Genomic DNA, 23,632 nt, shown 5'->3' with positions numbered 1-23,632 from the left:
AGGGCCGGTACGCACCCGGTGGGTGCCGACCGGCCCCTCGATCGCGCGCCGTTCTCAGGCGGCCGTCATCACCCGCTCCGCACCGAGCGGACGGTGCGGAGCGATGACGCGGCCGTCGGGCAGCAGCTCGCCGGTGTCCTCGAAGAGCAGGACGCCGTTGCACAGCAGGCTCCAACCCTGCTCCGGGTGGTGCGCCACGAGGCGGGCGGACTCCCGGTCGGCGGATTCGGCTGTCGGGCACGGCGGCTGGTGCTGGCACATGGGCGGGATCTCTCGCTCTGTCGTGGTCATGTCCGTCCCCCGTGGTGATGAGTCGGTCGGATTCCAGTGTTGTCCTCTGGGCGTCATTCCGCAGGGATTTCACGGCACCGGTTCTCACAGGTTCATGACGCGTCACCCGCCCGGTCGGTTCAGTCCAACTGCACTGTCCCTTTGGGTGGTTCGCAGTGACCGGATAGGGCTAGTCCATACGGAAGAGATCCGTTGGCATATGCCCATGCCGAACATCCGCGCGGGCGAGACGTCGGACGCGGACGCCGTGCAGACGTCGGACACGTGCCCCGTGCAGACGTCGGAGGCGGACGCCGGGCGGCGTCCGCGGAAAAAGAGAGTCGTACCCCGCTTCCCTCACGGGTGGCGGGGTACGCGGGCGTGGGTCAGGCGGGCGAGCCGAGCAGCGGAAGGGGAGTCGCCCGATGGGTCAGCACCGGAAGCAACTCGGCGACCCGGAACGGGCGGTGCGCCGGGATGCCGGGTGGCGCCGGGGCGAGCGGCACCAGCAGGTCGCCGGCGGCCGGGTGGCCCTCGGTGCCGTCGCCGGTGCGGTCCTCGTGCAGCCAGAGGGTGAGCATGTACAGACCGGGGAGGGACAGCAGCCTCGCCTGGTACGGCTGCTGGAGCGCCTCGGCCTGCTGGACCGCGCGTTCGGTGGAGGCGACGTAGGGGCCCTCGAAGAAGTGCGAGAAGGCCCAGCCGTCGGGAGTGAGCATGGTCTCGGCCGCCGCCACCGCGCGATCGCCGCACCGGATCAGGAAGCGCCAGCCGGCCAGCCGCGTCGCGGACAGGCCTTGCGCGGTGATCCGGTCCAACACGTGCACGGGCAGAGGCAGTTCGGGTGTCGCGGGGCCCTGCGCGGCACGCAGGGAAGGGGTGCGTGCCTCACGGACCGCGGTGGGGGAACCGAGGGCGGTGAGGACGGAGCGCAGGGCGGGCGCGGGGGCAGGGGGAACATGCAACGGCATGGTGGGTCGCCTCTCATTCGACAGGCGCGGCGGCGCGAGGAGGGTGGGGCGGACGGCGCTGTCTGCTCACGGAAGGCCGGAGAGGTGGGGCCCTGGGCGGGTCGGAACGAGAGTGCGGCTCTGTCTGTGGCCCGTCAACCGTGACGGCAGAAACGCGGCAGGAACCAGGACCGAGGGCGCCAACCTTGTGCCTTGTGGACGGAGTTTATACGACGCGTGTTCGGCCGGTGTTTCGGCTATCCCATTTCCGTGTGACGGACAAGGCGGAATTGGGCCGCTGATTCGCGGAGAAAATCCCGATTTCGTGGGGGATCCCTCGCCGCTGACCTCGTCGTACGCGCCGGTAGCGGTCGGCCGAATGTCGTCGGCGTTTTTCACGAGGCGTACGGGGCACCCGAAGGTGCGAGCTGCGGCATGCCCCGTGAATGTGCCGCGGGGAACATTCCGACAGAGTAGCGGGCGGCGGGCCGATACGGGACGTTATCGATCGCTTCGGCTGGGCATCATCCCACCTGACGTGGGAGCCCGGCGAACGGATCGTCGGCCCGCCCGTCCGAGGAGGGACTCTTCCATGGGGGAGAAGGTCGTGGCAGGGCAGTTCGACCTGTCCGATCGCCAGCGCTATCGCGAAAGGCTCCAGAAGTGCTTGACGGGGCTGGAGCGACTGCTGGCAGAGAAGCGATTCGACCGGCCCAAGAACCTCATGGGCGTCGAGATCGAATTGAATCTCGCCGGCCGTGACGGCATGCCGAAAATGTTGAATGGACAGGTACTTGAGCGCATCGCCAGCCGTGACTTCCAGACCGAACTCGCCATGTTCAACCTGGAGGTCAACATAGCCCCGCACCGCCTGGGCGGCCGGGTGTTCGACCAGCTCGCCGAGGAGCTGCGGACCTCCCTCGCCTATGCCGACCGGAAGGCCGGTGAGGTGGACGCGGGCATCGTGATGATCGGCATCCTGCCCACGCTGGGCCGTGACGACCTGGTCTCCTCCAACCTCTCGGACGCCGACCGCTACACCCTGCTCAACGACCAGATCGTGGCCGCGCGCGGGGAGGACTTCCGGCTCGACATCGAGGGCGTCGAGCACCTGGTGTGCACGTCGAAGTCGATCGTCCCCGAGGCCGCGTGCACCTCCGTGCAGCTGCACCTCCAGGTCACACCGGAGCGGTTCGCCGATGTGTGGAACGCGGCCCAGGCCGCGTCCGCCGCGCAGATCGCCGTCGGCGCCAACTCGCCGTTCCTCTTCGGTCACGAGCTGTGGCGCGAGTCCCGGCCCCCGCTGTTCACCCAGTCCACCGACACCCGTCCGCCCGAGCTACAGGCCCAGGGCGTACGGCCGCGGACGTGGTTCGGTGAGCGGTGGGTGTCGTCCGCGTACGAGCTGTTCGAGGAGAACCAGCGCTACTTCCCGGCGCTGCTGCCGATCTGCGACGACGAGGAGCCGCTGGAGGTCATCGAGGCCGGCGGGGTGCCGAAGCTCTCCGAGCTGGTCCTGCACAACGGCACCATCTACCGGTGGAACCGGCCGGTGTACGACATCGCGGACGGGGTCCCGCACCTGCGGGTGGAGAACCGGGTACTGCCCGCCGGGCCCACCATCACCGACGTCATCGCCAACGCGGCCTTCTTCTACGGCCTCGTCCGGGCCCTCGCCGAGGAACCCCGGCCGGTGTGGACGCGCCTGCCGTTCGCCGCGGCCGAGGCCAACTTCGACGCGGCGTGCCGGCACGGCATCGACGCCCGCTTCGTCTGGCCCCGCCGCGGCAGGTACGGCGGCACGGGCGAGGTCGACGCGGTCACCCTGGTCCGCGACGAGCTGCTGCCGCTCGCCGCCGCCGGGCTGGACGCCTGGGGGGTGGAGCCCGCCGACCGGGACCTCTACCTCGGCGTGATCGAGGAACGCTGCCGGCGCCGGGTCAACGGCGCGAGCTGGCAGGCGGACACGTTCCACCGGGCGCTGGAACAAGGCATGTCGCGGGACGCGGCACTGGCGGCGACGACGCGGCGGTACGCCGAGCTGATGCACGTCGGGGAGCCGGTGCACACCTGGCCGGTGGGCCTGCCGGAGCCGGTACCGCTCGGCTGACGCCTGGTTACCCGACCCGCGGCTCCCGTGCCGGGAGTGAGAACTCCCGGCACGGGAGCCGCGTCCGCGTGCCGGCGCCGCGCCCGCCCCCCCCGCACGGCGGGCCCGGTGTGCGTCGCCGCCGGTGCCTTCTGGAATCCTTGCCGTGGCGACAGCGGGCCAGGGGCCCGTGCGGCGGTTGGAGACAGGGGTACAGGTGGAGGCTGAGTCGGGAGCCGGTTCCCCGGGGTGGGCGCGTGACCCGCGGCGGATGCTGCGGGACGAGACACTGCTCGTCCTCGCGCTCTCGCTCGGGGCGAGCGCGCTGTCCGCGCTGATCAGCTTCATCGGCTCGGTGACCCGGCCGGGCGGCCTCAAGGACCAGGCGGCCACCCTCAACGCCTCGGCCGCGCCCGGCCGTCCGTGGCTCGACCTGGCCTGGCAGCTCTTCGGCATCGCCAGTGCCCTGGTCCCCGTGGCCCTGGTGGCGCACCTGCTGCTGCGCGAGGGGGCGAGCCTGCGGACGCTGGGCTTCGACCGCACCCGCCCCGGAACCGATCTGGCCCGGGGCGCCGGCGTCGCGGCAGTGATCGGCAGCACCGGTATCGCCTTCTACCTCGCCGCCCGGGGCCTCGGCTTCAACCTCACGGTCGTCCCCGAGGCGCTGCCGGACGTGTGGTGGAAGTTCCCGGTCCTGATCCTCTCCGCCTGCCAGAACGCGGTCCTCGAGGAAGTCGTCGTCGTCGGCTACCTGCTGCGCAGGCTGGGCGGACTGGGCTGGACCCCGGCGGCCGCGCTGGTGGCCAGCGCGGTCCTGCGTGGTTCCTACCACCTCTATCAGGGCGTCGGCGGTTTCCTCGGCAACATGGTCATGGGCGTGGTGTTCGTGTTCCTGTACCGGCGCTGGGGCCGGGTCGGACCGCTGGTCGTCGCCCACTCACTGCTCGACATCGGCGCGTTCGTCGGTTACGCGCTCCTGGCCGGCAAGGTGGGCTGGCTGCCGACCGCCTGACCCGGCGGCCGGGCCGGTCAGGCGCGCAGTTCGCCGTCGATGACCGTGACCGCGCGGCCGGTGAGCAGCGTCCGCTCGCCGCGCAGCCCGGTGCGGACCAGCCCGGTGCGGCGGGAGGCCTGGAGCCCGGTGAGGTCGTCCCGGCCGAGCCGTGCCGACCAGTGCGGGGCGAGCGCGGTGTGCGCGCTGCCGGTGACCGGGTCCTCGTCGATGCCGACGTTCGGGAAGAAGCAGCGCGAGACGAAGTCGTAGCCGCGCGCCGGGTCGTCGGCGCGGGCGGTGGCGATGACCCCGCGGGACGAGAAGGCGCCGAGGGCCCGGTGGTCGGGGGAGAGGCCGAGGACGGTCTTCTCGTCGGCCAGCTCCACCAGCAGGTCGCCGACGCCCGGCCCGGTGTCGAAGGCGGCGACCGGCGCCGCGCCCAGCGCCTCGGTGATCCCGGCCGGCAGTTCGGCGGGGGTGAGCGGGGCGGTCGGGAAGTCCAGCGTGATCGACCCGTCGGCGGCGGGCGTCGCGACGAGGACGCCGCTGCGGGTGGCGAACCGCACGGGGCCCGCGTGCGCGCCGGTGGTGTGCAGGACGTGGGCGGTGGCCAGGGTGGCGTGGCCGCACATAGCGACCTCGGTGACGGGCGTGAACCAGCGCAGCGCCCAGTCGGCCTCGCCGTCGCCGGGCAGCGGGTGCGCGAACGCCGTCTCGGCGTGATTGACCTCCATGGCGACGTTCTGGAGCCAGTCGTCGTCGGGGAAGACGTCGTCCAGGAGCAGGACCCCGGCCGGGTTGCCGGCGAAGGGGCGGTCGGTGAAGGCATCGACGATTCGCATACGCATGCCGCTGACGCTAGCGGGTGCGCCGGTCCTCCGGTGTTCAGTGACATCGGACGCTGACCGGCTGACACCGAACAGCAAGCCGCTCCGGCGCCGACCAGGAGAGCAGACCGGCCCGTCCCGCCTGAAGCCTGCCGTGCAGTTCCGCTTTGAGATCAGTCACGTGGTTCTCCCCTCCAAGGATGCGGCCACCCAATCACGACCTTGTCACGTAGTCGTCTCCGATATATCGTTGAGTCATCGCGAACGTAACGCGAGCCGTGTTGACAGATCATTGATGGATGGAGTGAACGCGATGCGCAGCCATGGATTCGAGCGTGGACACCGGCATGAGGGCCACGGCCGCCGCGGCATGGGCGGCTTCGAGGGGCGGCGGGCCGCCTTCGGTCCGTTCGGACCGGGCGGCCCGGGATTCGGCCCCGGCGGCCCCGGTTTCGGGCCCGGCTTCGGACCGGGACCCTGGGGGCCGCGGGGCCGGGGCGGCGGACGGGGACGGGCGCGGCGCGGCGACGTCCGCGCCTCGATCCTGGCCCTGCTCAAGGACCGGTCCATGCACGGCTACGAGATGATCCAGGAGATCGCCGAACGCAGCGGCGGCGCCTGGAAGCCGAGCCCCGGCTCGGTCTACCCCACTCTCCAGCTGCTGGAGGACGAGGGGCTGATCACCAGCGCGAGCGAGGGCGGCAAGAAGCTGTTCTCCCTCACCGACAGCGGTCGCACTGCCGCCGAGGAAGGAGCGCAGGCGCCCTGGGAGGAGGCCTCGCGCGGGATCGACTGGGAGGCCCTCGGTGAGGTCCGCCAGGCCGGCTCCGGGCTCATGGAGGCCTTCGGCCAGGTGTTCCGGACCGGCACCGAGGCGCAGCGCGAGAAGGCGCTGGCCGTCCTCAACGACGCGCGCAGGAAGCTGTACCTGATCCTCGCCGACGAGCAGTGAGACCCGCCCCCCTCGGACCGCGCGGTGCGAGGGGGGCGCGCCGGATCTCCTCCGCAAGGATGACTTCGGGGTCACCGATGTCCACTCTGCGTGGGACGCGAGAATGGTTCCCCTCGTGGATGACCGGAGCCCGTCCGGCTGGTGGGGTGGAAGGCGTGCACACCCGTACCGCCCACAGCACCGCACCCGACGAGCCGGCTCCGCACCCGGACGGCGCCGACGTGCTCGGTGCCGGCCTGGCGGCGGTGGTCACCGGTGCCCGTCGCAGGGCCGTCCGGGACGGCGACCGGCAGACCGACACCGCCCATCTGCTCCACTCCCTGCTGGAACACGATCCCGAAGTGCGTGCCGCCGTGGGCGGGCCCGCGCGGCTCGCCCGGCTCCTCGGCTACCTCGTGCAGCGCAGCATCGGCTACGGCCTGCGCTGGCAGGGCAGCGTGGAGGACTCCGGGCCGGTCGCCGTCGTACCCCCGCCCGCGGACCCGGTCGACCTCGCCGGCGGCGCGGACCCGGCGAAGGGTGCCGGTCCCGTTCCGCCCGTCGGCCCGGACGGCCACGGCCCGGACGGCCGGGAGACCGGGAGCGGTCAGGGCGGCGGATGGTCGCCCGCCGCGTCGGCCGCGCTCGCGGACGCCCGGGCCGTGGCCCGGCGGCGCGGCGCTCACGAGGTCACCGGCACCGATCTCCTCGCGGCGCTCGTCACCGATCCGGGGTCCCGGGCCGTCGAGGTCCTGACCCGCGCCGGTGTCTCCGCCCCCGAGCTGATCACCCGGGCCGCGGCCGGGACCGGCGGGGTCGGCGCCTGACCGCTCCGTCGTCCATCAGCCGAGACAGGTGTCAACGGGAGTGACGCTGCTGTCGTCGCCTGTCATCATGGGCCGGTGCGTACGTCTGTGAGTAGTCAGGACAGCTCCGGCAAGGGCGTCGGGCTCGGCCTCGCGCTCGCCTCGGCGCTGGCCTTCGGCGGGTCCGGCGTGGCCGCCAAGCCGTTGATCGAGGCGGGGCTCGACCCGCTGCACGTGGTGTGGCTGCGGGTCGCGGGCGCCGCCCTGGTGATGCTGCCGCTCGCCGTGCGGCACCGCGCCCTGCCGCGCCGCCGGCCCCTGCTGCTCGCCGGGTTCGGGCTGCTCGCCGTCGCCGGTGTCCAGGCCTGCTACTTCGCGGCCCTCTCCCGCATCCCGGTCGGCGTGGCACTGCTCGTCGAGTACCTGGCGCCCGCCATGGTCCTGGGCTGGGTGCGGTTCGTGCAGCGGCGGCCCGTGAGCCGTGCCGCCGCGGCCGGGGTGGTCCTGGCGGTCGGCGGCCTCGCCTGCGTGGTGGAGGTGTGGTCGGGCCTGGGTGTGGACGCGGTGGGCCTGCTCCTGGCCCTCGGTGCCGCCTGCTGCCAGGTCGGCTACTTCGTCCTGTCCGACCAGGGCACCGACGCCGGCGCCGACGCGCCGCACCCGCTCGGCGTCATCGCCTACGGGCTCCTCGTCGGAGCCGCCGTGCTCACCGTCGTCGCCCGCCCGTGGACCATGGACTGGCCGGTGCTGACCGGTTCGGCCCGGCTGAACGGCACCACCGTGCCGGCCCTCGCGCTGCTGGCCTGGATCGTGCTGATCGCCACGGTCCTCGCGTACGTCACCGGGGTGCTGTCCGTGCGGCGGCTGTCGCCGCAGGTCGCCGGGGTCGTGGCGTGCCTGGAGGCGGTCATCGCGACCGTGCTGGCCTGGGTGCTGCTGGGCGAGCACCTCTCCGCTCCCCAGGTGGCCGGCGGCGCGGTCGTCCTGGCCGGCGCGTTCATCGCGCAGATGTCCGCCCCCGCCGGGGACGGCCGGGAGCCGGCCGCCCCGGACGGCGCGGAACGGGCACTCTCCGCCCGCGGCACCGCCGCGTAGCGCCCGGCCGTGGTGCCGGACGCGCTCGGCCTCCCGCCCCCGGCCGCCTGAGGCGGACCTCCGCGGCCGGAGCCGGTGGCGGCGTCGGACCGCGTCGTCACAGCGCCGCGAGGTAGTCCGGCAGGTCGGTGCCGGGTGCCAGGTCGGCCTCGGGCACCGGTGCGCCGTACCCCTTGCGGAGCGGGACGACACCGGCCCAGTGCGGCAGGCCGAGGTCCTCCGGCTCGTCGTTGGCGCCGCCCGTACGCACCTTGGCCGAGACCTCCTCCAGGTCCAGGCGGATCACCGCGGTGGCCGCCAGCTCCTTCTTGTCGGCGGGTCGGGAGTCGGCGGCCCGGCCGGGGACGACGTGGTCCACGAGCGCGTCCAGGGCCAGCCGCCGCTCCTCGGGGTCGGTGACCTCGTGGGCGGTGCCGTGCACCACGACCGAGCGGTAGTTGATCGAGTGGTGGAAGGCGGAGCGGGCCAGCACCAGCCCGTCGACGTGGGTGACCGTGAGGCACACCGGCAGTCCCGGGTCCGCCTGCCCGGTCATCCGCAGCGGCCGGGAGCCGGTGGACCCGTGGACGTAGAGCCGCTCGCCGACCCGGCCGTACAGGGTGGGCAGCACCACCGGGGCTCCGTCCCGCACGAAGCCGAGGTGGCAGACGTATCCCTCGTCGAGGATCGCGTGCACCAGTTCCCTGTCGTAGGAGGCGCGGTCCGCGGAGCGCGTCGGCACGGTCCGGTCGGTCGGTGTGTAGGCGGCTGCCTGTGTGTCCTCGGTCGTGTCCTGCATGACGGTCCCCTCCATGGCGGCTGACGTGCGATCCTTATTGCACTAGTGCATAATGTTCTTTGTGCTAGGAGAATATAGGATCAGTGGGCGGGGCGCAGCCGAGATCGCGGCCGACATCGAACGTGCGGTCGGCACGGGAGAGCTGGAACCGGGCCGGCACCTGCCTCCGATGCGGGAGCTGGCGGCCCGGCTCGACGTGAACCCCAACACGGTGGCCGCCGCCTACCGCAGCCTGCGCGAGCGCGGGGTGATCGAGACGGCCGGCCGCCGGGGCAGCCGCGTCCGGCCCCGCCCGGCCACCACCGGACGCGAGCAGCTGCGCGTGGAGGTGCCCGCCGGGGGCCGGGACCTGTCCACCGGCAACCCGGACCCGGCCCTGCTGCCCGATCTGGTGCCGGCCCTGACCGCCGCGGCGCGGGCGGCCGGCCGGCGGCCCGTCCTGTACGGCGACGACCCCGTCGACGCGGACCTCGCGCGCGTGGCCCGGGCCGAACTGGACGCCGACGGCGTGCCCGCGGGCCCGACGGCCGTGACGTCCGGCTCCCTCGACGCCGTCGAACGCCTCCTGAGCGCACACCTGGTGCCGGGCGACACGGTCGCCGTCGAGGACCCCGGCTGGGGCGGCCTCCTCGACCTGGTCCCCGCCCTGGGCCTGCGCGTGGCCCCGGTCGGCGTCGACGACGACGGTCCCCTCGACGGCGACCTGCGGCGCGCCCTGGAGTCCGGTGCCCGCGCCGTCGTCGTGACCGACCGCGCGCAGAACCCCACCGGCGCCTCCGTGACCGCCGCCCGCGCGGATGCCCTGCGCGCGGTGCTGCGGGACCACCCGGGGACCCTGCTCGTCGAGGACGACCACGGGCACGGCATCGTCGACCTGCCGCTGCACCCGCTCGCGGGCGTCACCCGGCACTGGGCCTTCGTCCGTTCCGCCGCCAAGGCCTACGGCCCCGATCTGCGTCTCGCCGTCCTCACCGGTGACCCGCTCACCGTCGACCGGGTCCGCGGCCGCCAGCGGCTGGGCCCCGGCTGGGTCAGCCTGCTGCTCCAGCGGACCGTGGCCCACTTGTGGACGCACGACGGGATCGACCGGGCGGCGGTGGCGCGGGCGTACGGCGCCCGGCGGGACGCCCTGGTCCGCGCGCTGGCGGAGCACGGTGTCGCCGCGCACGGCCGCAGCGGCATGAACGTCTGGGTGCCGGTACCCGACGAGACGGGCGCGGTGGCCCGTCTCGTCCAGGCCGGCTGGGCGCCGGCCCCGGGCGCCCGGTTCCGGGTGGCCTCGCCCCCGGGCATCCGCCTCACCGTCTCCCCGCTCGCCGAGGAGGACGTCGTCCCGCTGGCGGACGCGGTGGCCGCCGCGGTGCGCCCGTCACCGGCACGCAGCTACGGCTAGGGCCTCTCGTTCGGATCACGCAGGGCTCGCGGGCCCTGGCACCCGCGGCTCGCGGCGTTGCGAAAGACCCCGGCGAGCCGACCGGGGGCGCGGCGCCGGAGCCCGCGTCCCCGTCACGCCGTCTTCGTGCGCAGCTGCGTGAGCGCGGCCCCCGCCAGTACGACCACCGCACCCACCGGGGTGCTCCAGCGCAGTGACTCGCCGAGGATCGCCACGCCCGCGGCAGTGGCGACGACGGGGATGAAGTACGTCACCATCTGCGCGGTGGTGGGGCCGACCTCGGCGACCAGGCCGTACTGGAGCAGCACCGCCAGTCCGGTGCCGAGCGCGCCCAGTGCGGCGACGGCCAGCAGCGGCACGAGCGCGAAGTGCCGCGGTACGTCGGTGAACAGCGGTGTCACCAGGGCCAGTTGCGCCGTCGCCAGCAGCAGCTGGCCGCCGGTCATCGCCAGGTGCGAGTTCCCGGTGCCGGCCAGCGTCCGCCGGACGTAGATCCAGCCGACCGCGTAGCTGAACGAGGCGAGCAGCGCCATCGCCGTTCCGGTCATGTCCAGGCCGTGGAAGCCCTGCCAGACCCCCAGCACCGTCAGCACCCCGAGGAAGCCGAGCCCTAGGCCGGCGACCCGCACCCGGGTCGGCCGGTCCTCGGAGAGGGCGACCAGGGACAGGGCCATGCCCCACAGCGGGGACGTGGCGTTGCAGATGCCGGCCAGCGTGGACGGGATCGTCAGTTCCGAGTAGGCGAACAGGGAGAACGGCAGGGCGTTCAGGAGGAACGCGGCGACCGCCATGTGTCCCCACAGCCGGACCCCGCGCGGCAGCCGCTGCCGCTTCACCGCCATCGCCGCCAGCAGCACCGCCGTACCGAACACCAGCCGGCCCAGGGTGACCTGGAACGGCGCGTACCCGTCCGTGCCGACCTTGATCAGCAGGAAGCTGAAGCCCCAGATCGCGGACAGGGCGCCGAAGCGCAGCCGCCAGTCGAGGCGGGCGCGGGGACGGGCTGGGGTGGTGGACCGGGTGCGGGGTGCGGTGACCGTGCTCATGGACTCAACGATGCGATACTCAACCTCGTAGCACAATCGAGATTTTCCGACCGGTACCTCTTAGAATCACTTACATGTTGAATCTGGAGCGCCTGCGCACCCTCGACGCACTGGCCCGGCACGGCTCGGTCAGCGCGGCGGCCGACGCGCTGCACGTCACCACCTCCGCGGTCTCCCAGCAGCTCAGCAAGCTGGAGCGGGAAGCGGGGCAGCGGCTGCTCGCCAGGAACGGCCGGGGCGTACGGCTCACGGACGCGGGCCGACTGCTGTCGGAGCACGCGAACCGCATCCTGTCGCAGGTCGAGCTGGCCGAGTCGGACCTGGAGGCGCACCGCGGCCAGGTCGCCGGCGAACTCCGGCTGTCCGCGTTCCCGACCGCCGCCCGGGGACTCTTCCCGGACGCGCTCGGCGCGCTGCGCACCGCCCACCCCGCGCTGCGGGTGCGCTCCAGCGAGCTGGAGCCCGAGCAGGGCATCGCCGCGGTCGTCCGCGGCGACCTCGACCTCGCGGTGGTCCTGGACTGGTACAACAAGCCGATGCCGGTGCCCGACGGCCTGGTCAAGGCCGCCCTGCTGGACGACCCCGCCGACGTCGCCATGCCGGCCGGGCACCCGCTCGCCGACCGCGAGGAGGTGGACCTCACCGAGTTCGCGGGAGACGAGTGGATCACCTGGGGTCAGGGCGAGTTCTGCCACGAGTGGCTGATGTTCACCCTGCGGTCCAAGGGCGTCGAGCCCATCGTCGGCCACCGCGCGGGGGAGACCCACACCCAGCTCGCGCTGGTGGCCGCCGGCCTCGGGGTGTGCATCGCCCCGCTGCTGGGCCGCCACCCGGTGCCCGAAGGTGTGGTCCTGCGGCCGCTCAGGCAGCGGATGCGGCGGCACGTGTACGTCGTCTGGCGCGCGGACGCCGACCGCCGCCCCTCCATCCGCGCGGCCGTGGACGCGCTGCGCACGGCGGCACGGGAACTCGGCTGAGGCCTACGCCCCGCCCAGCTTCCGGAAGTCCCACGACACGATCTTCTCCGGCGTCAGCCGCGCCCACGCGTGCCGGCCGTCGTGCGGCATCTCGTCCACACCGAAGTTCTTGCGCGCGAACAACGTCTCGGCCGTGTCCAGTTCGGCGCACAGCTCACCCGTGCGCGGCACCTCGCCCACGAACTCCACCCGGCCGGACAGCTCGACCCCGCGCAGCTGGTCGTACTCCTCTCCCGAGTCGACCACGACCGCCACCCGCGGATCGCGGCGCAGCTGTGCCCAGCGCCGGCTGCGGACCACCGAGTACAGCCACAGCGAGGTGCCGTCCCAGGCGAACCACAGCACGCTGACGTGCGGGACGCCGTCGGACGAGACGGTCGCCACCCGGCAGGTGCGCTGAGCGGTGAGGAACGCGTCCAGCTCGCCGGGCGTCATCATGATCCTGCGGCCCCGACGCTGCTGCGTGACGGTCATGCGGCCCCCTCTTCTCCATGTCGTGCCGGAGGAACACCCCCTGCCGCGCCGATCCTCTGACATGACGTCAGGAAAGGGAACGCCGGCGCGTCGCCTCCGTGTCCGGCGGGCCCGGCGCCGGGTCAGGCCAGTTCGATCTCGTCACCGGAGACGGTGATCTTCGCCGGAGGCAGTGCCTTGGTCGCTGGGCCCTTCTTCACGCTGCCGTCCTCGGCGGAGAAGTGGCTGCCGTGGCAGGGGCAGACGATCTCGCCGTTCGCCACGCTGCTCACCGCGCACCCCTGGTGGGTGCACTTGGCGGAGAACGCCCGGTACGTGCCCGCCTTCGGCTGCGTGACGACGACGCCGTGATCCTTGAAGATCCTGCCGCCGCCCTCGGGGATGTCCGACGTCTTGGCGAGGGCCGTGCCGCCGGCCGGGGCACCGCTGTCCTGCGCGGAGCCGGCGGCGCCGGCCCCGGTGCCCGTGGTGTCGGCCGAGTCGCCGTCCGAGCCGCAGGCGGTCAGTGCGGCGGCGAGGCCCGCCGCTCCCACCGCCGCCATGACGGTGCGACGGGCCGGTGCCGGTGCCGTTTCCGGCGGGAGCGAAGCGCTGGTCATGTGGGAATTCCCTTCCGCGGAGCGTCGTCGTGATCCGTCATGGGGTACGGCCCTGCGGCGTCGTCCGTTCAGACGCGCGCCCGGAACGCCGCCGTCCGGCCGGCGGGGGAGCCGGCCCGCCGTGTGATCGCGGCCGGTGCGCCGCCCGTCACTCCGGACGCTTGAAACGGTGGGCGGCCCACAGGAGGGCCAGCGCGCCACCGGCGAGGAGGAGGGCGGCCTCGAGGACGAGCGGCGGCTGCCGGCCGGCCCATTCGATGCCGCCGGCGGCCGCCCGGTCCGGTGCCCGCACGGCGATGCAGCCGCGCAGCAGGTCCACCCCGTAGGCGATCGGATTGGCATCGGCCAGCGCGCGCGCCCAGCCGGGCATGGTACGCAGCGGGAAGAAGGCACCGGAGACGAACAGCAGCGGCATCATCACCAGCCCGAGCAGCACGTGGAACGTCTCCGCTCGGCGCAGGCTCACGGCCACCGCCAGGGCCAGGGCGGTGACGGTGAAGGAGGCCAGGATCATGCCGGCGAGGAGCAGCCCCAGCAGCAGCGGGTCGTAGGGCAGGCCGGCGACTCCGCCGAGGGCGAGCAGTACGGCGCCCTGGACCGTGGCGGCCAGTGTCCCGCCGACGCAGCTGCCCAGGAGCAGGGTGGTGCGGCTGACCGGGGCCATCAGCAGCTCCCGCAGGTATCCCCGTTCCCGGTCGTTGATCAGGCGGACGCCGACGGTGATGGCCGGCATCTGCACCGTCATCATCAGCATCCCGGGGAACAGGTACGTGCGGTAGCCGACGCCCAGTGAGGCGCTGGGGATCAGAGCGGTCAGTCCGCCTCCCAGGATGAGGAGGTAGAGCACGGGCTGGAGCAGCGTCAGCGCGGTATGGGTGCGTTGGCCGGCCAGGCGGAGCAGATCGCGGTGGACCAGCGCGTGGACCGCCCGCAGTTCGTGCCGCAGGCGGGCCGGCCGTGCACCGACCGGGGCGACCGGGGGCCGGGGGGCGAGTGTGGTCATCGGCCGCCGTCCGCTTCCGCCGTGGGCGCGGACGGCTCGGGGACGCTGATCGGGGCCCGCGCGGGTTGCGTGGCGTGGAAGCTGCGGCCGGTGTGGTGGAAGAAGACGTCGTCGAGGGTCGGAGCGGTCGCGGAAGCGGCGTGCACGGCGACCCCGTGTCCCTCCAGGGCCGAGCACAGGCGGGGGATCCAGGTGCTGCCGTCCGGTACTCGCAGACGCACTCCGTCGGCTTCCACGGTGACGACGCGGTCCGCCGGCGCCATCCGGCCCACCACCCGTCGCGCGGTCGCGTCGTCGCTGGTGCGCAGCACCACCCGGTCGTCGCCGATGCCAGCCTTGAGCGCGGCGGGCGCGCCCTGTGCCACCAGGCGGCCGCGGTCGATGATGGCGATCCGGTCGCAGTTCTCCGCCTCCTCCAGATAGTGGGTGGTGACGAAGAGCGTGCTGCCGTGCCGGTCGCGCAGTGCGCGCAGGTGCTCCCAGATCTGGGCGCGGGCGTAGGGGTCGAGGCCGGTGGTGGGTTCGTCCAGGAACAGCACCCGGGGTGCGTGCAGGAGCGCGCGGGCGATGTCCAGGCGGCGCCGCATGCCGCCGGACAGGGTGCCGGCCGGGGAGCTACGCCGGTCGGTGAGGCCGACCGTGTCCAGCACTTCGGTGGCGCGCCGGCGGGCGTGGCGGCGGCCCAGCCCGTACAGGCGAGCGTGGATGTAGAGATTCTGGTCGGCCGTCAGCTCCGGGTCCGTGGCGCTGTGCTGGAAGAGCATGCCGACGTGTCGGCGTACCTGGTGTGGTTGGGTGAGCACGTCGGCACCGGCCACCGTGGCGTGACCGGCGGTGGGCCGGGCCAGGGCGCAGAGCAGCGCGATGGTGGTGGACTTCCCCGCGCCGTTGGGCCCGAGGAACGCGAAGGTCTCGCCCTGCGGCACGTCCAGGTCCAGGTCGCGTACGGCGTGGGTGAGGGTGCCCTGCGGCCCCGGGTAGCTCTTGGTCAGCCCGCGGGTGCTGATGGCGTACGCGGGTCCGGGAGCGCGATGCGTGGCGTGCGGGGTGGTGAGGGGAGCCGTCATGAGGAGCGCTCCCGCATGCTCTTCCTCACCGGCACGCGGCTGCCGGCCGATGACCGTCGCGGGCGGGGGAGACGGGGGTGGACGGCCCGGTGGGGGCGACGGCCGGTGGCGCCGACGCGCTGGACGGACAGGGCGATCCCCTCGGCGGTCGGAGCGGTACGGATGCGCGGGCGCGGGGCCAGGGGGTTCATGTCGTCTCGTCGGCCTTACGGGTCGGGGGATCGGCTGGGGCGCGTTCCCGTGACGGAGGCGGGGGGGGGGGGAGAGAGAGGACCGGCTGCGTCCGAGGTCGCTGCTCACTCCGGCCGGCGGCTGTCCGGATCAGCTGCCGGCCGAGTGGCGCTACCGGACTAGCAGGTGATGCCGATGCAGATGGTGTTGAGGGCGGTCAGCAGGCCCACGCAGACGCACGTGGCGGCGTACGGCGTTCCGTCGATGCTGACGGGGTCGGTCTCGGGAAGGGCGTGCAGCCTCGCCAGCAGTTCGAGGTCCTGGTTCTCCATGGGGTTCTCCTTCTCTGTGGGGGTGGCGGCAGATCACCTGCCGCTCAGACCGGCAGCTGGACCATCCAGTGCCGGGGGTCGGCGTGGCGGATCCGGAGGAGGAAGGCCAGGATCCCGGCGCTCCCGTCGCTCCAACTGGTCGATACGTCGCCGTACTCGTTGGGGAAGACCACGTGGCCGTGGCGGCGGGCCTGTTCCGCGGTGATGAGACGGGCCAGCTCCGTGGCCATGGCGTGGTGAGCGGGGTCACCGGTGGCTTCGGCCAGGTCCAGGATGAAGTCGCCGTTGCCCGCCAGTCCGTGGCACTGGGTGAGAGCGGCACAGGAGGCGCGTTCCATGACGCCGTGCGCGGCCCGGCGGGCGAGATCGCCGAACGTGGCATCGCCGGTGACCTGCCACAACCGGACCAGGAAGGTGCCGACGCCCGCGGCGCCGTGGCACCAGTACGGGGCCGTGGGCACGTCCTGGGCCTGGGCGGGCCAGTGGGCCGCCGGGCCGTTGAGCACGGCACCGGCCGCCAGGTGCTCGCCGGCCTCCACGGCCAGCTCCAGGTGCTCGCGGCGCTCGGAGACGGCCGCGGCGGCGAGCAGGAAGAAGCCGATGCCGGCCGTTCCGTGGGCGAAGCCGAGGTAGCGTTTGCCGGCCTCCTGGGAGACGGCTTCCGCGGGGATCGCCCAGCTGACTCCGGACGGGCCACGGTCCGCGGCTGCGACCAGCCGGTCGGCGGCGTCGACGGCCAGTTCGGCGAAGCGCGCGTCGCCGGTGCGGTGCCACAGGTGCAGGGCGGCGAGTCCGCTGCCCGCGGCGCCGTGGGTGATGTCGTGGCTGGGTGTGGACCGCTGCGGTGCCAGGGCCAGCGCCAGCGCCTGATCGGTGAGTCCGCGGTCGTCGACGGCGCGTCCGGCGTCGTACAGGGCCCAGGCGGTTCCCCGGCCGCCGAAGTGCAGGCCGGGCCGGGTGGCTCCGGGCGCGGCGCGCCGCGCGATCCAGTGGCCCGCGGTGGAGATCAGTTCCGGCAGGCGGGGATCGCCGGTGAGTTCCCAGTACCGCGTCAGGACGGCCAGGACGCCGGCCGCGCCCTGCTGCACGGTGCAGGGATCGGTCTCCCCGGCCGTGGTGGACACGGGCCACAGCCGCCGGTCGTCGGACGGGGTCATCGAGTCGATGAGGTGGTCGACGAGCCCGGCCACCGCGTCCTGGAGGTCACCGTCCCCCGCCGGGCCGGCCGCGGCCTCGCCCACCCGCTGTGCCGGAACCACCTCGCGGAGGGCGTCGCGGGCCGCCTGCGGCGTCCAGCGTTCGGCGGGTTCGTCCCTCATCAGGCCGAGGAGCATGTCCGTCAGGCCGGCCGGCAGGCACAGCGGCCGGGCGCAGGCGGCCAGCCATTCGGCGAGCCGCTCCTCCGCGGCCCTGTCGGCGGGTTCCTCGGGCAGCAGGTTCGGCACCTTGCCGGCGAGGACGAAGCACGCGGTGGCACCCAGGCTGTAGTAGTCGGCGGTCGGGGAGACGGGTGCGTCGGTGAGGCGTTCGGGCGCGCTGAACCCCGGGGTGCCCAGGCGGGTCGGCCGGGGCGAGTCGTCCGCCAGGACCGCCAGCTCCAGGTCGATCAGGCGCAGTTCGCCGTCCGGGCGGACCATGACGTTGCCGGGTGTGAAGTCCCGCAGCACGCAGCCGTGGGCGTGGGCCGCGGCGACCAGGTCCACCAGGCGTGCGACCATGGCCAGCGCGTCGGCACGGTGACGCTCGCCGCCGAAGTCGCGGGAGTGCTCGGCGACCCAGGTGCGCAGGGCCACCCCCGGCACCTCCTCCTGCGCCAGGAACAGGTGCCCGCCGTGTTCGAACAGTGCCAGCGGCTCCGGAGCGAGCCCCAGGCCCCTGAGCTTCTCCAGTGTCCGGGCCTCGGCGCGCAGCCAGTCGCGGACGTCGCGGCCGGCCGCGTCGGCCTCCACGTGCGGCCGGGCCTCCTTGATCACGACGGGAGCCCCCGTGTCGACGTCGGTGCCCCGGTAGACGCCCCCCTTGTTCGTGTGCCGGATGGCCTCCCGCACCGCGAAACGTCCGCCGAGCACCACCGGGCCGCTCGCCGCCTCCGCCGGGCGCGGCGGGACGGGCACCGCGGCGGGGAACGGGCAGACCGCCCAGGGGGGCGGGGAGTACTGGCCGGTCCGCTTGTCCTCCACGGGGTTGCCGTCGGGGTCCTCGATGAACCACACCAGCAGGCCGTTGTCCGCCAGTCGCTGCCGGGCGACGAAGGCGCCGTAGCGGTAGTGCACCAGGCTGTGGGCGGCGTAGGGGTGGTCGGACAGGATCCGGGGGCCGGCCAGCCCCGCCGTGGCCCGGTGCAGTTCCTGGGCCAGCCGCGCCGCGTCGGCGTCGGAGCGCGGGTAGACGGTGAGGAACTTGCCCGCGTTCCCCCGCGGGGTGGCGCGGGAGTTGAGCGCGCCGACCTGGTCCAGCGACCGGGCGAACTTGAACGCCGACTCCTCCGGAAGCAGTACCTCCAGAGCCTGCGCGAGGACCGTCGGCGCCGAGGCCGCCGTCGCCGACAGGTGCAGCTTCCAGCCCTGCTCGCGCCGCGCCCCGGACCGGGGGGTGACGAGGCACCACATCCCGTCCGTCCCGGTGGTCCAGCGCTCGCCAGCGGCCGTGGCGTGCAGCGCTCGGTCGAGCAGGCCTTGCAGGTCGGCCTCGGTGGCTCGGCTCGTCATCGCGTGTCCTTCCGAACGGCGGGAACCGTCGGTGGAGACGTGCCCGATGGCATAGACACACCAACACAGCCCTGCCCGAATTCATCCCATCCGGTAAGCGTGTGGTGGTGTTCTCCACCCGGCGAACGCGCCCGGTGCGGACGGGGGTGAGCGGGCGCGCACTCCTCACCGGTGATCACCCTCGGTTACTATGCTCACTTCGTGCCCTTGAGGCGCGGGCGAGGGGCGGACGACCGCCGGCGACCGTCGGCGGGACGGACATCCGCCCGCCGGCCGGACCCCCGGATCTCCCCGGGGCCGTCGAGGCGTGCTTCCTGGTGCTGTGCTGCGCTTGATCTGGTATTGCAAGGCTGAAGAGATGGATGGCCCGGGGAAATGCTGAAAGAGGTCACCGCGACCCGCTACATCACACCCCTGCGCGAGGGCGGCTCCCTGCCGGGGCTCGTCGAGGCGGACGACCTCGGGACGTACGTCGTGAAGTTCGCCGCCGCCGGACAGGGCCGCAAGACCCTGGTGGCCGAGGTGGTGTGCGGCGGACTCGCCCGGCGCCTCGGGTTCCGGATGCCCCGCCTGGTCACCGTCGCACTGGACCCCGTCCTCGGGCTCGGCGAACCCGACCAGCAGGTGCAGGACCTGCTCCGCAACAGCGGCGGCACCAACCTCGGCATGGACTTCCTCTCCGGCGCCCTCGGCTACGACCCGCTCGCCTTCCCGGTGAGCCCGCTGGAGGCCGGCCGGATCGTCTGGTTCGACGCGCTGGTCAACAACGTCGACCGCTCCTGGCGCAACCCCAACCTGCTCGTGCACCGGGGCGAGCTGTGGCTCATCGACCACGGCGCCACGATGATCTGGCACCACAACTGGCCCTCCGCCGAGGCGTCCGCGGCCCGCCCCTACGACGCCGGCGACCACGCCCTGGCCCGGTTCGCCCCGGACGTCGTCGGCGCCGCCGCCGAGCTGGCCCCCCGGATCACCGAGGACCTGCTCGCCGAGGTCACCGCCGAGATCCCGGACGCCTGGCTCACCGACGAACCCGGCTTCGACACCCCGGACGACCTGCGCCGGGCCTACACGCGGCCGCTGCTCGCCCGCGCGGCCGTCATCGCCGGGCGCGTCACCGGCATCGGCACCGAGGAGGGCAAGTGAGCGAGCGCCACATCCACATGGCGGGCCACGTCACCGAGCGGCACATCACCCGCGCGGGCCAGGGCGGCGACCGGGACGTGTTCGAGTACGCGCTGCTGCGGGTCGTCCCCCGGGTGGAGCGCGGGGAGTGCGTCAACGCGGGCGTGGTCGTCTACTGCCGCGCCCGGGGCTACGTCGGCGCCCTGACCCACCTGGACGAGGCGCGGCTGCTCGCGCTGGACCCGCGGGCCGACGTCGACGGGGTCCGCGCGGCGCTCGGTGCCGTGGAGAAGGTGTGCGCGGGCGGGGCGGAGGCCGGGCAGGCGGCCGGGGACGACGCCGGGCGCCGGTTCCGCTGGCTGATCGCGCCCCGCTCCACGGTCGTCCAGCCCGGTCCCGTGCACACCGGGCTGACCGCCGACCCGGCGGCCGAGACCGAGCGGTTGCTGGACCTCCTGGTGAGGTAATGGATCACACCGGCCGGGTGTGCCGTTGACACCGGGTGCCAGGGCTTCTAGCGTCACGGGTGCTGAAGGTACTAAGCGGTCGCTCACCGCTTGAGGGGCTTCCCCCCGGAGCCCCGGCAGTTCTCTCAAGGGCGAGGAGAAGCAGCAATGTCCACCACTGAACAGCGGGTCGCGGTAGTCACCGGCGCGGCACGCGGCATCGGCGCCGCCACCGCCGTACGACTGGCCGCCGAGGGTCACGCGGTCGCCGTGATCGACCTCGACGAGGCCGCCTGCAAGGACACCGTCGAGAAGATCACCGCGGCCGGCGGCAAGGCCGTCGCGGTCGGCGCCGACGTCTCCGACGAGGCGCAGGTCGAGGCGGCCGTCGCCCGGATCGTGGCGGAGCTGGGCGCGCCGACGATCCTCGTCAACAACGCGGGCGTGCTCCGCGACAACCTGCTGTTCAAGATGAGCGTCTCCGACTGGGACACCGTCCTGAACGTCCACCTGCGCGGCTCCTTCATCATGACCAAGGCCGTCCAGAAGCACATGGTCGACGCGGGCTTCGGCCGGATCGTCAACCTGTCCTCCTCCTCGGCGCTCGGCAACCGCGGCCAGGCCAACTACTCCGCCGCCAAGGCCGGTCTCCAGGGCTTCACCAAGACCCTCGCCATCGAGCTGGGCAAGTTCGGCATCACCGCCAACGCCGTCGCCCCGGGCTTCATCGCCACCGAGATGACCAAGGCCACCGCGGACCGCGTCGGCATGGGCTTCGAGGACTTCAAGAAGGCCGCCGCCACCCAGATCCCGGTGCAGCGCGTCGGCGAGCCCGAGGACATCGCCAACGCCATCGCCTTCTTCACCGGCGAGGCCGCCGGCTTCGTCTCCGGCCAGGTGCTGTACGTCGCCGGCGGACCGCTCGACTAGGGATTCAGAGGTAGCAGGACATGACTGAACTCCCGGAGCTGTCCGGCAAGGTCGCCCTCGTCACGGGCGCGAGCCGCGGCATCGGCTACGGCGTCGCCGAGGCGCTCGTCGCCCGCGGTGACCGCGTGTGCATCACCGGCCGCAACGAGGACGCCCTGAAGGAGGCCGTCGGCAAGCTCGGCGCCGAGCGGGTCATCGGCGTCGCGGGCAAGGCCCACGACCTCGACCACCAGGCCGAGGCCGTCCAGCGGACCATGGAGGCCTTCGGCCGCGTCGACTTCCTGGTCAACAACGCCGGCACCAACCCGGTCTTCGGCCCCATCGCGGACCTCGACCTGGAGGTCGCCCGCAAGGTGTTCGAGACCAACGTGGTCTCCGCGCTGGGCTTCGCCCAGAAGACCTGGCACGCCTGGCAGAAGGACAACGGCGGCGCCATCGTCAACATCGCCTCGATCGCGGGCCTGTCGGCCTCGCCGTTCATCGGCGCCTACGGCATCAGCAAGGCAGCCATGATCAACCTGACCCAGCAGCTGGCGCACGAGTTCGCACCCGGCGTGCGGGTCAACGCGATCGCCCCCGGCGTGGTCAAGACCAAGTTCGCGCAAGCCCTGTACGAGGGCCGCGAGGAGGAGGCCGCGGCCCCCTACCCGCTCGGCCGGCTCGGCGTGCCCTCCGACATCGGCGGCGCCGCCGCGTTCCTCACCTCCGCGCAGTCCGACTGGATCACCGGTCAGACGCTCGTCGTGGACGGCGGCATCTTCCTCAACGCCGGCGTGCACTGAGCACCCCTTCCGGGCGCCGGTATCCGAACGGACCGGCGCCCGGGACACCACCGGACGTCCGCCCAGCGGACTGACAACGTCGTCACCGCCCCGACCGGTCCAGAAGGCCTGTTTCCGGGGAGGTTCAGCGCGCCGGACGCTGCGGTATGGTCTGCCGACCCTTGGTATGGCAGATCGAGGAGCGTGCGCGTGTTCAACCGGAACCGATTCCTGCGGAGAGTCGCGGCGATCGCGTCCATAGCCCTGGTGGCGGGCTGCGGCCTGCTGTCCGAGGGCGACCCCGGCAGCCGGGGGCCGATCGTCGTCGGCACCACCAGCGCACCCAGCACGCTGGACCCGGCCGGCGCCTGGGACGGCTCCTGGGAGCTGTACCGGAACATCTTCCAGACGCTCCTCGCCTACCCGAACGGGGCCACCACCCCCCAGCCGGACGCCGCCCGGAGCTGCGCCTTCACCGACCACGGCAGCCGCACCTACCGCTGCCTGCTGCGCTCCGGCATGAAATTCTCCGACGGCGACCCGCTCACCGCCGAGGCGGTGCGGCACTCCATCGACCGCATCCGCACCATCGACGCCCCGGGCGGCCCCGCCGGACTGCTCGGCAGCCTGGACCGCGTCGAGACCCGCGGCGACCGCGAGATCGTCTTCCATCTGAACAAGTCCGACGCCACCTTCCCGTTCGTGCTCGCCACCCCCGCCATGTCGATCGTCGACCCCGACGACTACCCGGCGACCTCCCTGCGCAAGGACACCTCGGTCCACGGCTCGGGCCCGTACAAGCTCCAGTCCTACGAGGAGAACGACAAGGCCGTCCTGGTCCGCAACGGCAACTACCGGGGCTTCGCCGAGCCGCAGAACGACGCGGTGACCATCCGTTACTTCCAGGACTCCGCCGCCATGGTCAAGGCGCTGCGGGGCAAGCAGATCGACGTCACCTACCGCGGTCTCGGCGCCGACGACATCCTCGCCCTCCAGCAGCACGACACCGGCGACCTCCAACTGGTCGACGGCGCCGGCACCGACATCAGCTACCTGGTCTTCAACCCCGCGGACCGCTGGGCCCGGCAGCCCGCCGTGCGCAGGGCCGTCGCCCAGCTCGTGGACCGGGGCGCCATCGCGCACAAGGTGTACAAGGACACCGTCGACCCGCTGTACTCGATGGTCCCCAAGGGCCTCACCGGCCACACCACCGGCTTCTTCGACGACTACGGCGACCCGAGCGTCGCCAAGGCCCGCGCGATCCTCTCCGACGCGGGCATCACCCAGCGGGTCCCGCTCACCTTCTGGTACACCACCGACCGCTACGGCTCCGAGACCGGAAGCATGTTCCAGGAGCTGAAGCGGCAGCTTGAGGGCTCCGGCCTGTTCCGCATCACCCTGCGCAGCCGCCCCTGGAAGAGCTACGTGGTCGGCTACCAGAAGGGCGAGTACCCGGTGTTCGGGCGCGGCTGGTTCCCCGACTTCCCCGACGCGGACAACTTCATCGCCCCGTTCGTCGGCGAGCACAACGCGCTCGGCACGCCCTACCCGGCCAAGGAGATCACCGGCCGGCTGCTGCCCCACGCGCGCGCGGAGAGCGATCGCGCCCGGACCGTCAAGGACGTGGAACGGGCCCAGCAGATCATGGTCGACGACGCCCGGCTGCTGCCGCTGTGGCAGGGCAGGCAGTTCGTGGCGGCCAGCGACGACATCTCCGGCGGCGAGCAGGCCCTCGACCCGTCGACGATCATGATGATGTGGACGCTGCACCGTAAGACCAGCTGGTGAGGGCCCTCGGCACCCCCGTTGTCAGTGGTCGCCTGTAGGTTCGGACGCCTGGAAGTGACCGCACATCGTGAG

The 23,632-nt window shown here is 73.1% G+C and carries 23 protein-coding genes; 12 read left to right on the top strand and 11 right to left on the bottom strand.

The genetic code is table 11. The annotated features are described in order from the left end of the window. Positions 1-54 precede the first annotated feature (54 nt). Positions 55-261: a DUF5999 family protein gene (locus tag ACIQVT_RS32780; RefSeq protein WP_403762719.1), complete on the bottom strand. Its 207-nt coding sequence runs from the start codon at positions 259-261 to the stop codon at positions 55-57. Positions 262-656: 395 nt separating this feature from the next. Further along, a complete protein-coding gene (locus ACIQVT_RS32775) occupies positions 657-1,241 on the bottom strand; it encodes a hypothetical protein (RefSeq protein WP_403762638.1) in 585 nt (194 codons plus the stop codon). Between the two features lie 571 nt (positions 1,242-1,812). Between ACIQVT_RS32775 and ACIQVT_RS32770 the strand changes: the two genes are divergently transcribed. Both ACIQVT_RS32770 and ACIQVT_RS32765 read left to right on the top strand, forming a co-directional pair. Continuing rightward, a complete protein-coding gene (locus ACIQVT_RS32770; protein WP_403762635.1) occupies positions 1,813-3,330 on the top strand; it encodes a glutamate--cysteine ligase in 1,518 nt (505 codons plus the stop codon). Between the two features lie 250 nt (positions 3,331-3,580). Continuing rightward, the gene (locus tag ACIQVT_RS32765; RefSeq protein WP_403762632.1) at positions 3,581-4,321 is read left to right on the top strand and encodes a CPBP family intramembrane glutamic endopeptidase; all 741 of its coding nucleotides are present in this window, start codon (positions 3,581-3,583) and stop codon (positions 4,319-4,321) included. Between the two features lie 17 nt (positions 4,322-4,338). On the opposite strand, the gene ACIQVT_RS32760 is transcribed toward ACIQVT_RS32765, so the two are convergent. Then, positions 4,339-5,151 (bottom strand): PhzF family phenazine biosynthesis protein, encoded by an 813-nt coding sequence (locus ACIQVT_RS32760; RefSeq protein ID WP_403762629.1) that lies wholly within the window; start codon positions 5,149-5,151, stop codon positions 4,339-4,341. Positions 5,152-5,443: 292 nt separating this feature from the next. Between ACIQVT_RS32760 and ACIQVT_RS32755 the strand changes: the two genes are divergently transcribed. From ACIQVT_RS32755 to ACIQVT_RS32745, 3 genes are all read left to right on the top strand, one after another. Beyond that, positions 5,444-6,082 carry a PadR family transcriptional regulator gene (locus ACIQVT_RS32755; RefSeq protein WP_403762626.1) on the top strand — a complete coding sequence of 213 codons (639 nt, stop codon included), beginning with the start codon at positions 5,444-5,446 and terminating at the stop codon, positions 6,080-6,082. Between the two features lie 155 nt (positions 6,083-6,237). After that, on the top strand, positions 6,238-6,888 hold the full coding sequence (locus tag ACIQVT_RS32750) for a Clp protease N-terminal domain-containing protein (RefSeq protein ID WP_403762623.1): 651 nt from the start codon (positions 6,238-6,240) through the stop codon (positions 6,886-6,888). A gap of 75 nt (positions 6,889-6,963) precedes the next feature. After that, the gene (locus tag ACIQVT_RS32745) at positions 6,964-7,962 is read left to right on the top strand and encodes an EamA family transporter (RefSeq protein ID WP_403762620.1); all 999 of its coding nucleotides are present in this window, start codon (positions 6,964-6,966) and stop codon (positions 7,960-7,962) included. A gap of 97 nt (positions 7,963-8,059) precedes the next feature. Here ACIQVT_RS32745 and ACIQVT_RS32740 read toward each other — a convergent pair whose 3' ends face one another. Beyond that, positions 8,060-8,740 carry a pyridoxamine 5'-phosphate oxidase family protein gene (locus ACIQVT_RS32740; protein WP_403762617.1) on the bottom strand — a complete coding sequence of 227 codons (681 nt, stop codon included), beginning with the start codon at positions 8,738-8,740 and terminating at the stop codon, positions 8,060-8,062. Between the two features lie 61 nt (positions 8,741-8,801). Between ACIQVT_RS32740 and ACIQVT_RS32735 the strand changes: the two genes are divergently transcribed. After that, on the top strand, positions 8,802-10,133 hold the full coding sequence (locus tag ACIQVT_RS32735; RefSeq protein WP_403762716.1) for an aminotransferase class I/II-fold pyridoxal phosphate-dependent enzyme: 1,332 nt from the start codon (positions 8,802-8,804) through the stop codon (positions 10,131-10,133). A 113-nt stretch (positions 10,134-10,246) separates the two neighbouring features. Here the strand turns inward: ACIQVT_RS32735 and ACIQVT_RS32730 are convergent, their stop codons facing one another. Next, on the bottom strand, positions 10,247-11,179 hold the full coding sequence (locus tag ACIQVT_RS32730) for a DMT family transporter (protein WP_403762614.1): 933 nt from the start codon (positions 11,177-11,179) through the stop codon (positions 10,247-10,249). Between the two features lie 74 nt (positions 11,180-11,253). Here ACIQVT_RS32730 and ACIQVT_RS32725 point away from each other — a divergent pair, with 74 nt between their 5' ends. Beyond that, the gene (locus tag ACIQVT_RS32725; RefSeq protein WP_403762611.1) at positions 11,254-12,156 is read left to right on the top strand and encodes a LysR family transcriptional regulator; all 903 of its coding nucleotides are present in this window, start codon (positions 11,254-11,256) and stop codon (positions 12,154-12,156) included. Positions 12,157-12,159: 3 nt separating this feature from the next. On the opposite strand, the gene ACIQVT_RS32720 is transcribed toward ACIQVT_RS32725, so the two are convergent. The 6 genes from ACIQVT_RS32720 to lanL all read right to left on the bottom strand — a co-directional run bounded on the left by ACIQVT_RS32720 (position 12,160) and on the right by lanL (position 18,510). Further along, positions 12,160-12,630 (bottom strand): pyridoxamine 5'-phosphate oxidase family protein, encoded by a 471-nt coding sequence (locus ACIQVT_RS32720; RefSeq protein ID WP_403762608.1) that lies wholly within the window; start codon positions 12,628-12,630, stop codon positions 12,160-12,162. Between the two features lie 122 nt (positions 12,631-12,752). Next, entirely contained in the window at positions 12,753-13,229 is a 477-nt protein-coding gene (locus tag ACIQVT_RS32715) for a Rieske (2Fe-2S) protein (RefSeq protein ID WP_403762605.1), read from the bottom strand. Positions 13,230-13,377: 148 nt separating this feature from the next. Beyond that, on the bottom strand, positions 13,378-14,232 hold the full coding sequence (locus tag ACIQVT_RS32710; protein ID WP_403762600.1) for an ABC transporter permease: 855 nt from the start codon (positions 14,230-14,232) through the stop codon (positions 13,378-13,380). Then, a complete protein-coding gene (locus ACIQVT_RS32705) occupies positions 14,229-15,299 on the bottom strand; it encodes an ATP-binding cassette domain-containing protein (RefSeq protein ID WP_403762597.1) in 1,071 nt (356 codons plus the stop codon). Before ACIQVT_RS32705 ends, ACIQVT_RS32710 begins: the two co-directional genes overlap by 4 nt. Before the next feature lie 350 nt (positions 15,300-15,649). After that, positions 15,650-15,802: a VenA family class IV lanthipeptide gene (locus ACIQVT_RS32700; RefSeq protein WP_403762594.1), complete on the bottom strand. Its 153-nt coding sequence runs from the start codon at positions 15,800-15,802 to the stop codon at positions 15,650-15,652. A 44-nt stretch (positions 15,803-15,846) separates the two neighbouring features. Next, positions 15,847-18,510, bottom strand: coding sequence for a class IV lanthionine synthetase LanL (gene lanL, locus ACIQVT_RS32695; protein ID WP_403762591.1), 2,664 nt, complete (start codon positions 18,508-18,510; stop codon positions 15,847-15,849). A gap of 375 nt (positions 18,511-18,885) precedes the next feature. On the opposite strand from lanL, the gene ACIQVT_RS32690 reads away from it, so the two are divergent. From ACIQVT_RS32690 to ACIQVT_RS32670, 5 genes are all read left to right on the top strand, one after another. Then, positions 18,886-19,656 carry a HipA family kinase gene (locus ACIQVT_RS32690; protein ID WP_403762588.1) on the top strand — a complete coding sequence of 257 codons (771 nt, stop codon included), beginning with the start codon at positions 18,886-18,888 and terminating at the stop codon, positions 19,654-19,656. Continuing rightward, the gene (locus ACIQVT_RS32685; RefSeq protein ID WP_403762585.1) at positions 19,653-20,102 is read left to right on the top strand and encodes a DUF3037 domain-containing protein; all 450 of its coding nucleotides are present in this window, start codon (positions 19,653-19,655) and stop codon (positions 20,100-20,102) included. Before ACIQVT_RS32690 ends, ACIQVT_RS32685 begins: the two co-directional genes overlap by 4 nt. A gap of 147 nt (positions 20,103-20,249) precedes the next feature. After that, positions 20,250-21,011 (top strand): 3-oxoacyl-ACP reductase FabG, encoded by a 762-nt coding sequence (gene fabG, locus ACIQVT_RS32680; RefSeq protein ID WP_403762582.1) that lies wholly within the window; start codon positions 20,250-20,252, stop codon positions 21,009-21,011. Positions 21,012-21,031: 20 nt separating this feature from the next. Continuing rightward, positions 21,032-21,793: an SDR family oxidoreductase gene (locus tag ACIQVT_RS32675; RefSeq protein WP_403762579.1), complete on the top strand. Its 762-nt coding sequence runs from the start codon at positions 21,032-21,034 to the stop codon at positions 21,791-21,793. Positions 21,794-21,982: 189 nt separating this feature from the next. Next, positions 21,983-23,560, top strand: a complete 1,578-nt coding sequence (locus ACIQVT_RS32670) for an ABC transporter substrate-binding protein (RefSeq protein WP_403762576.1) — start codon at positions 21,983-21,985, stop codon at positions 23,558-23,560. The last annotated feature ends 72 nt before the right edge of the window (positions 23,561-23,632 follow it).

Origin of the sequence: Streptomyces sp. NPDC100445 (genome assembly GCF_044759735.1) — a bacterium.
In the GTDB taxonomy this organism is placed as follows: Bacteria; Actinomycetota; Actinomycetes; order Streptomycetales; family Streptomycetaceae; genus Streptomyces.
This window is presented reverse-complemented; position numbering and strand designations above follow the sequence as displayed.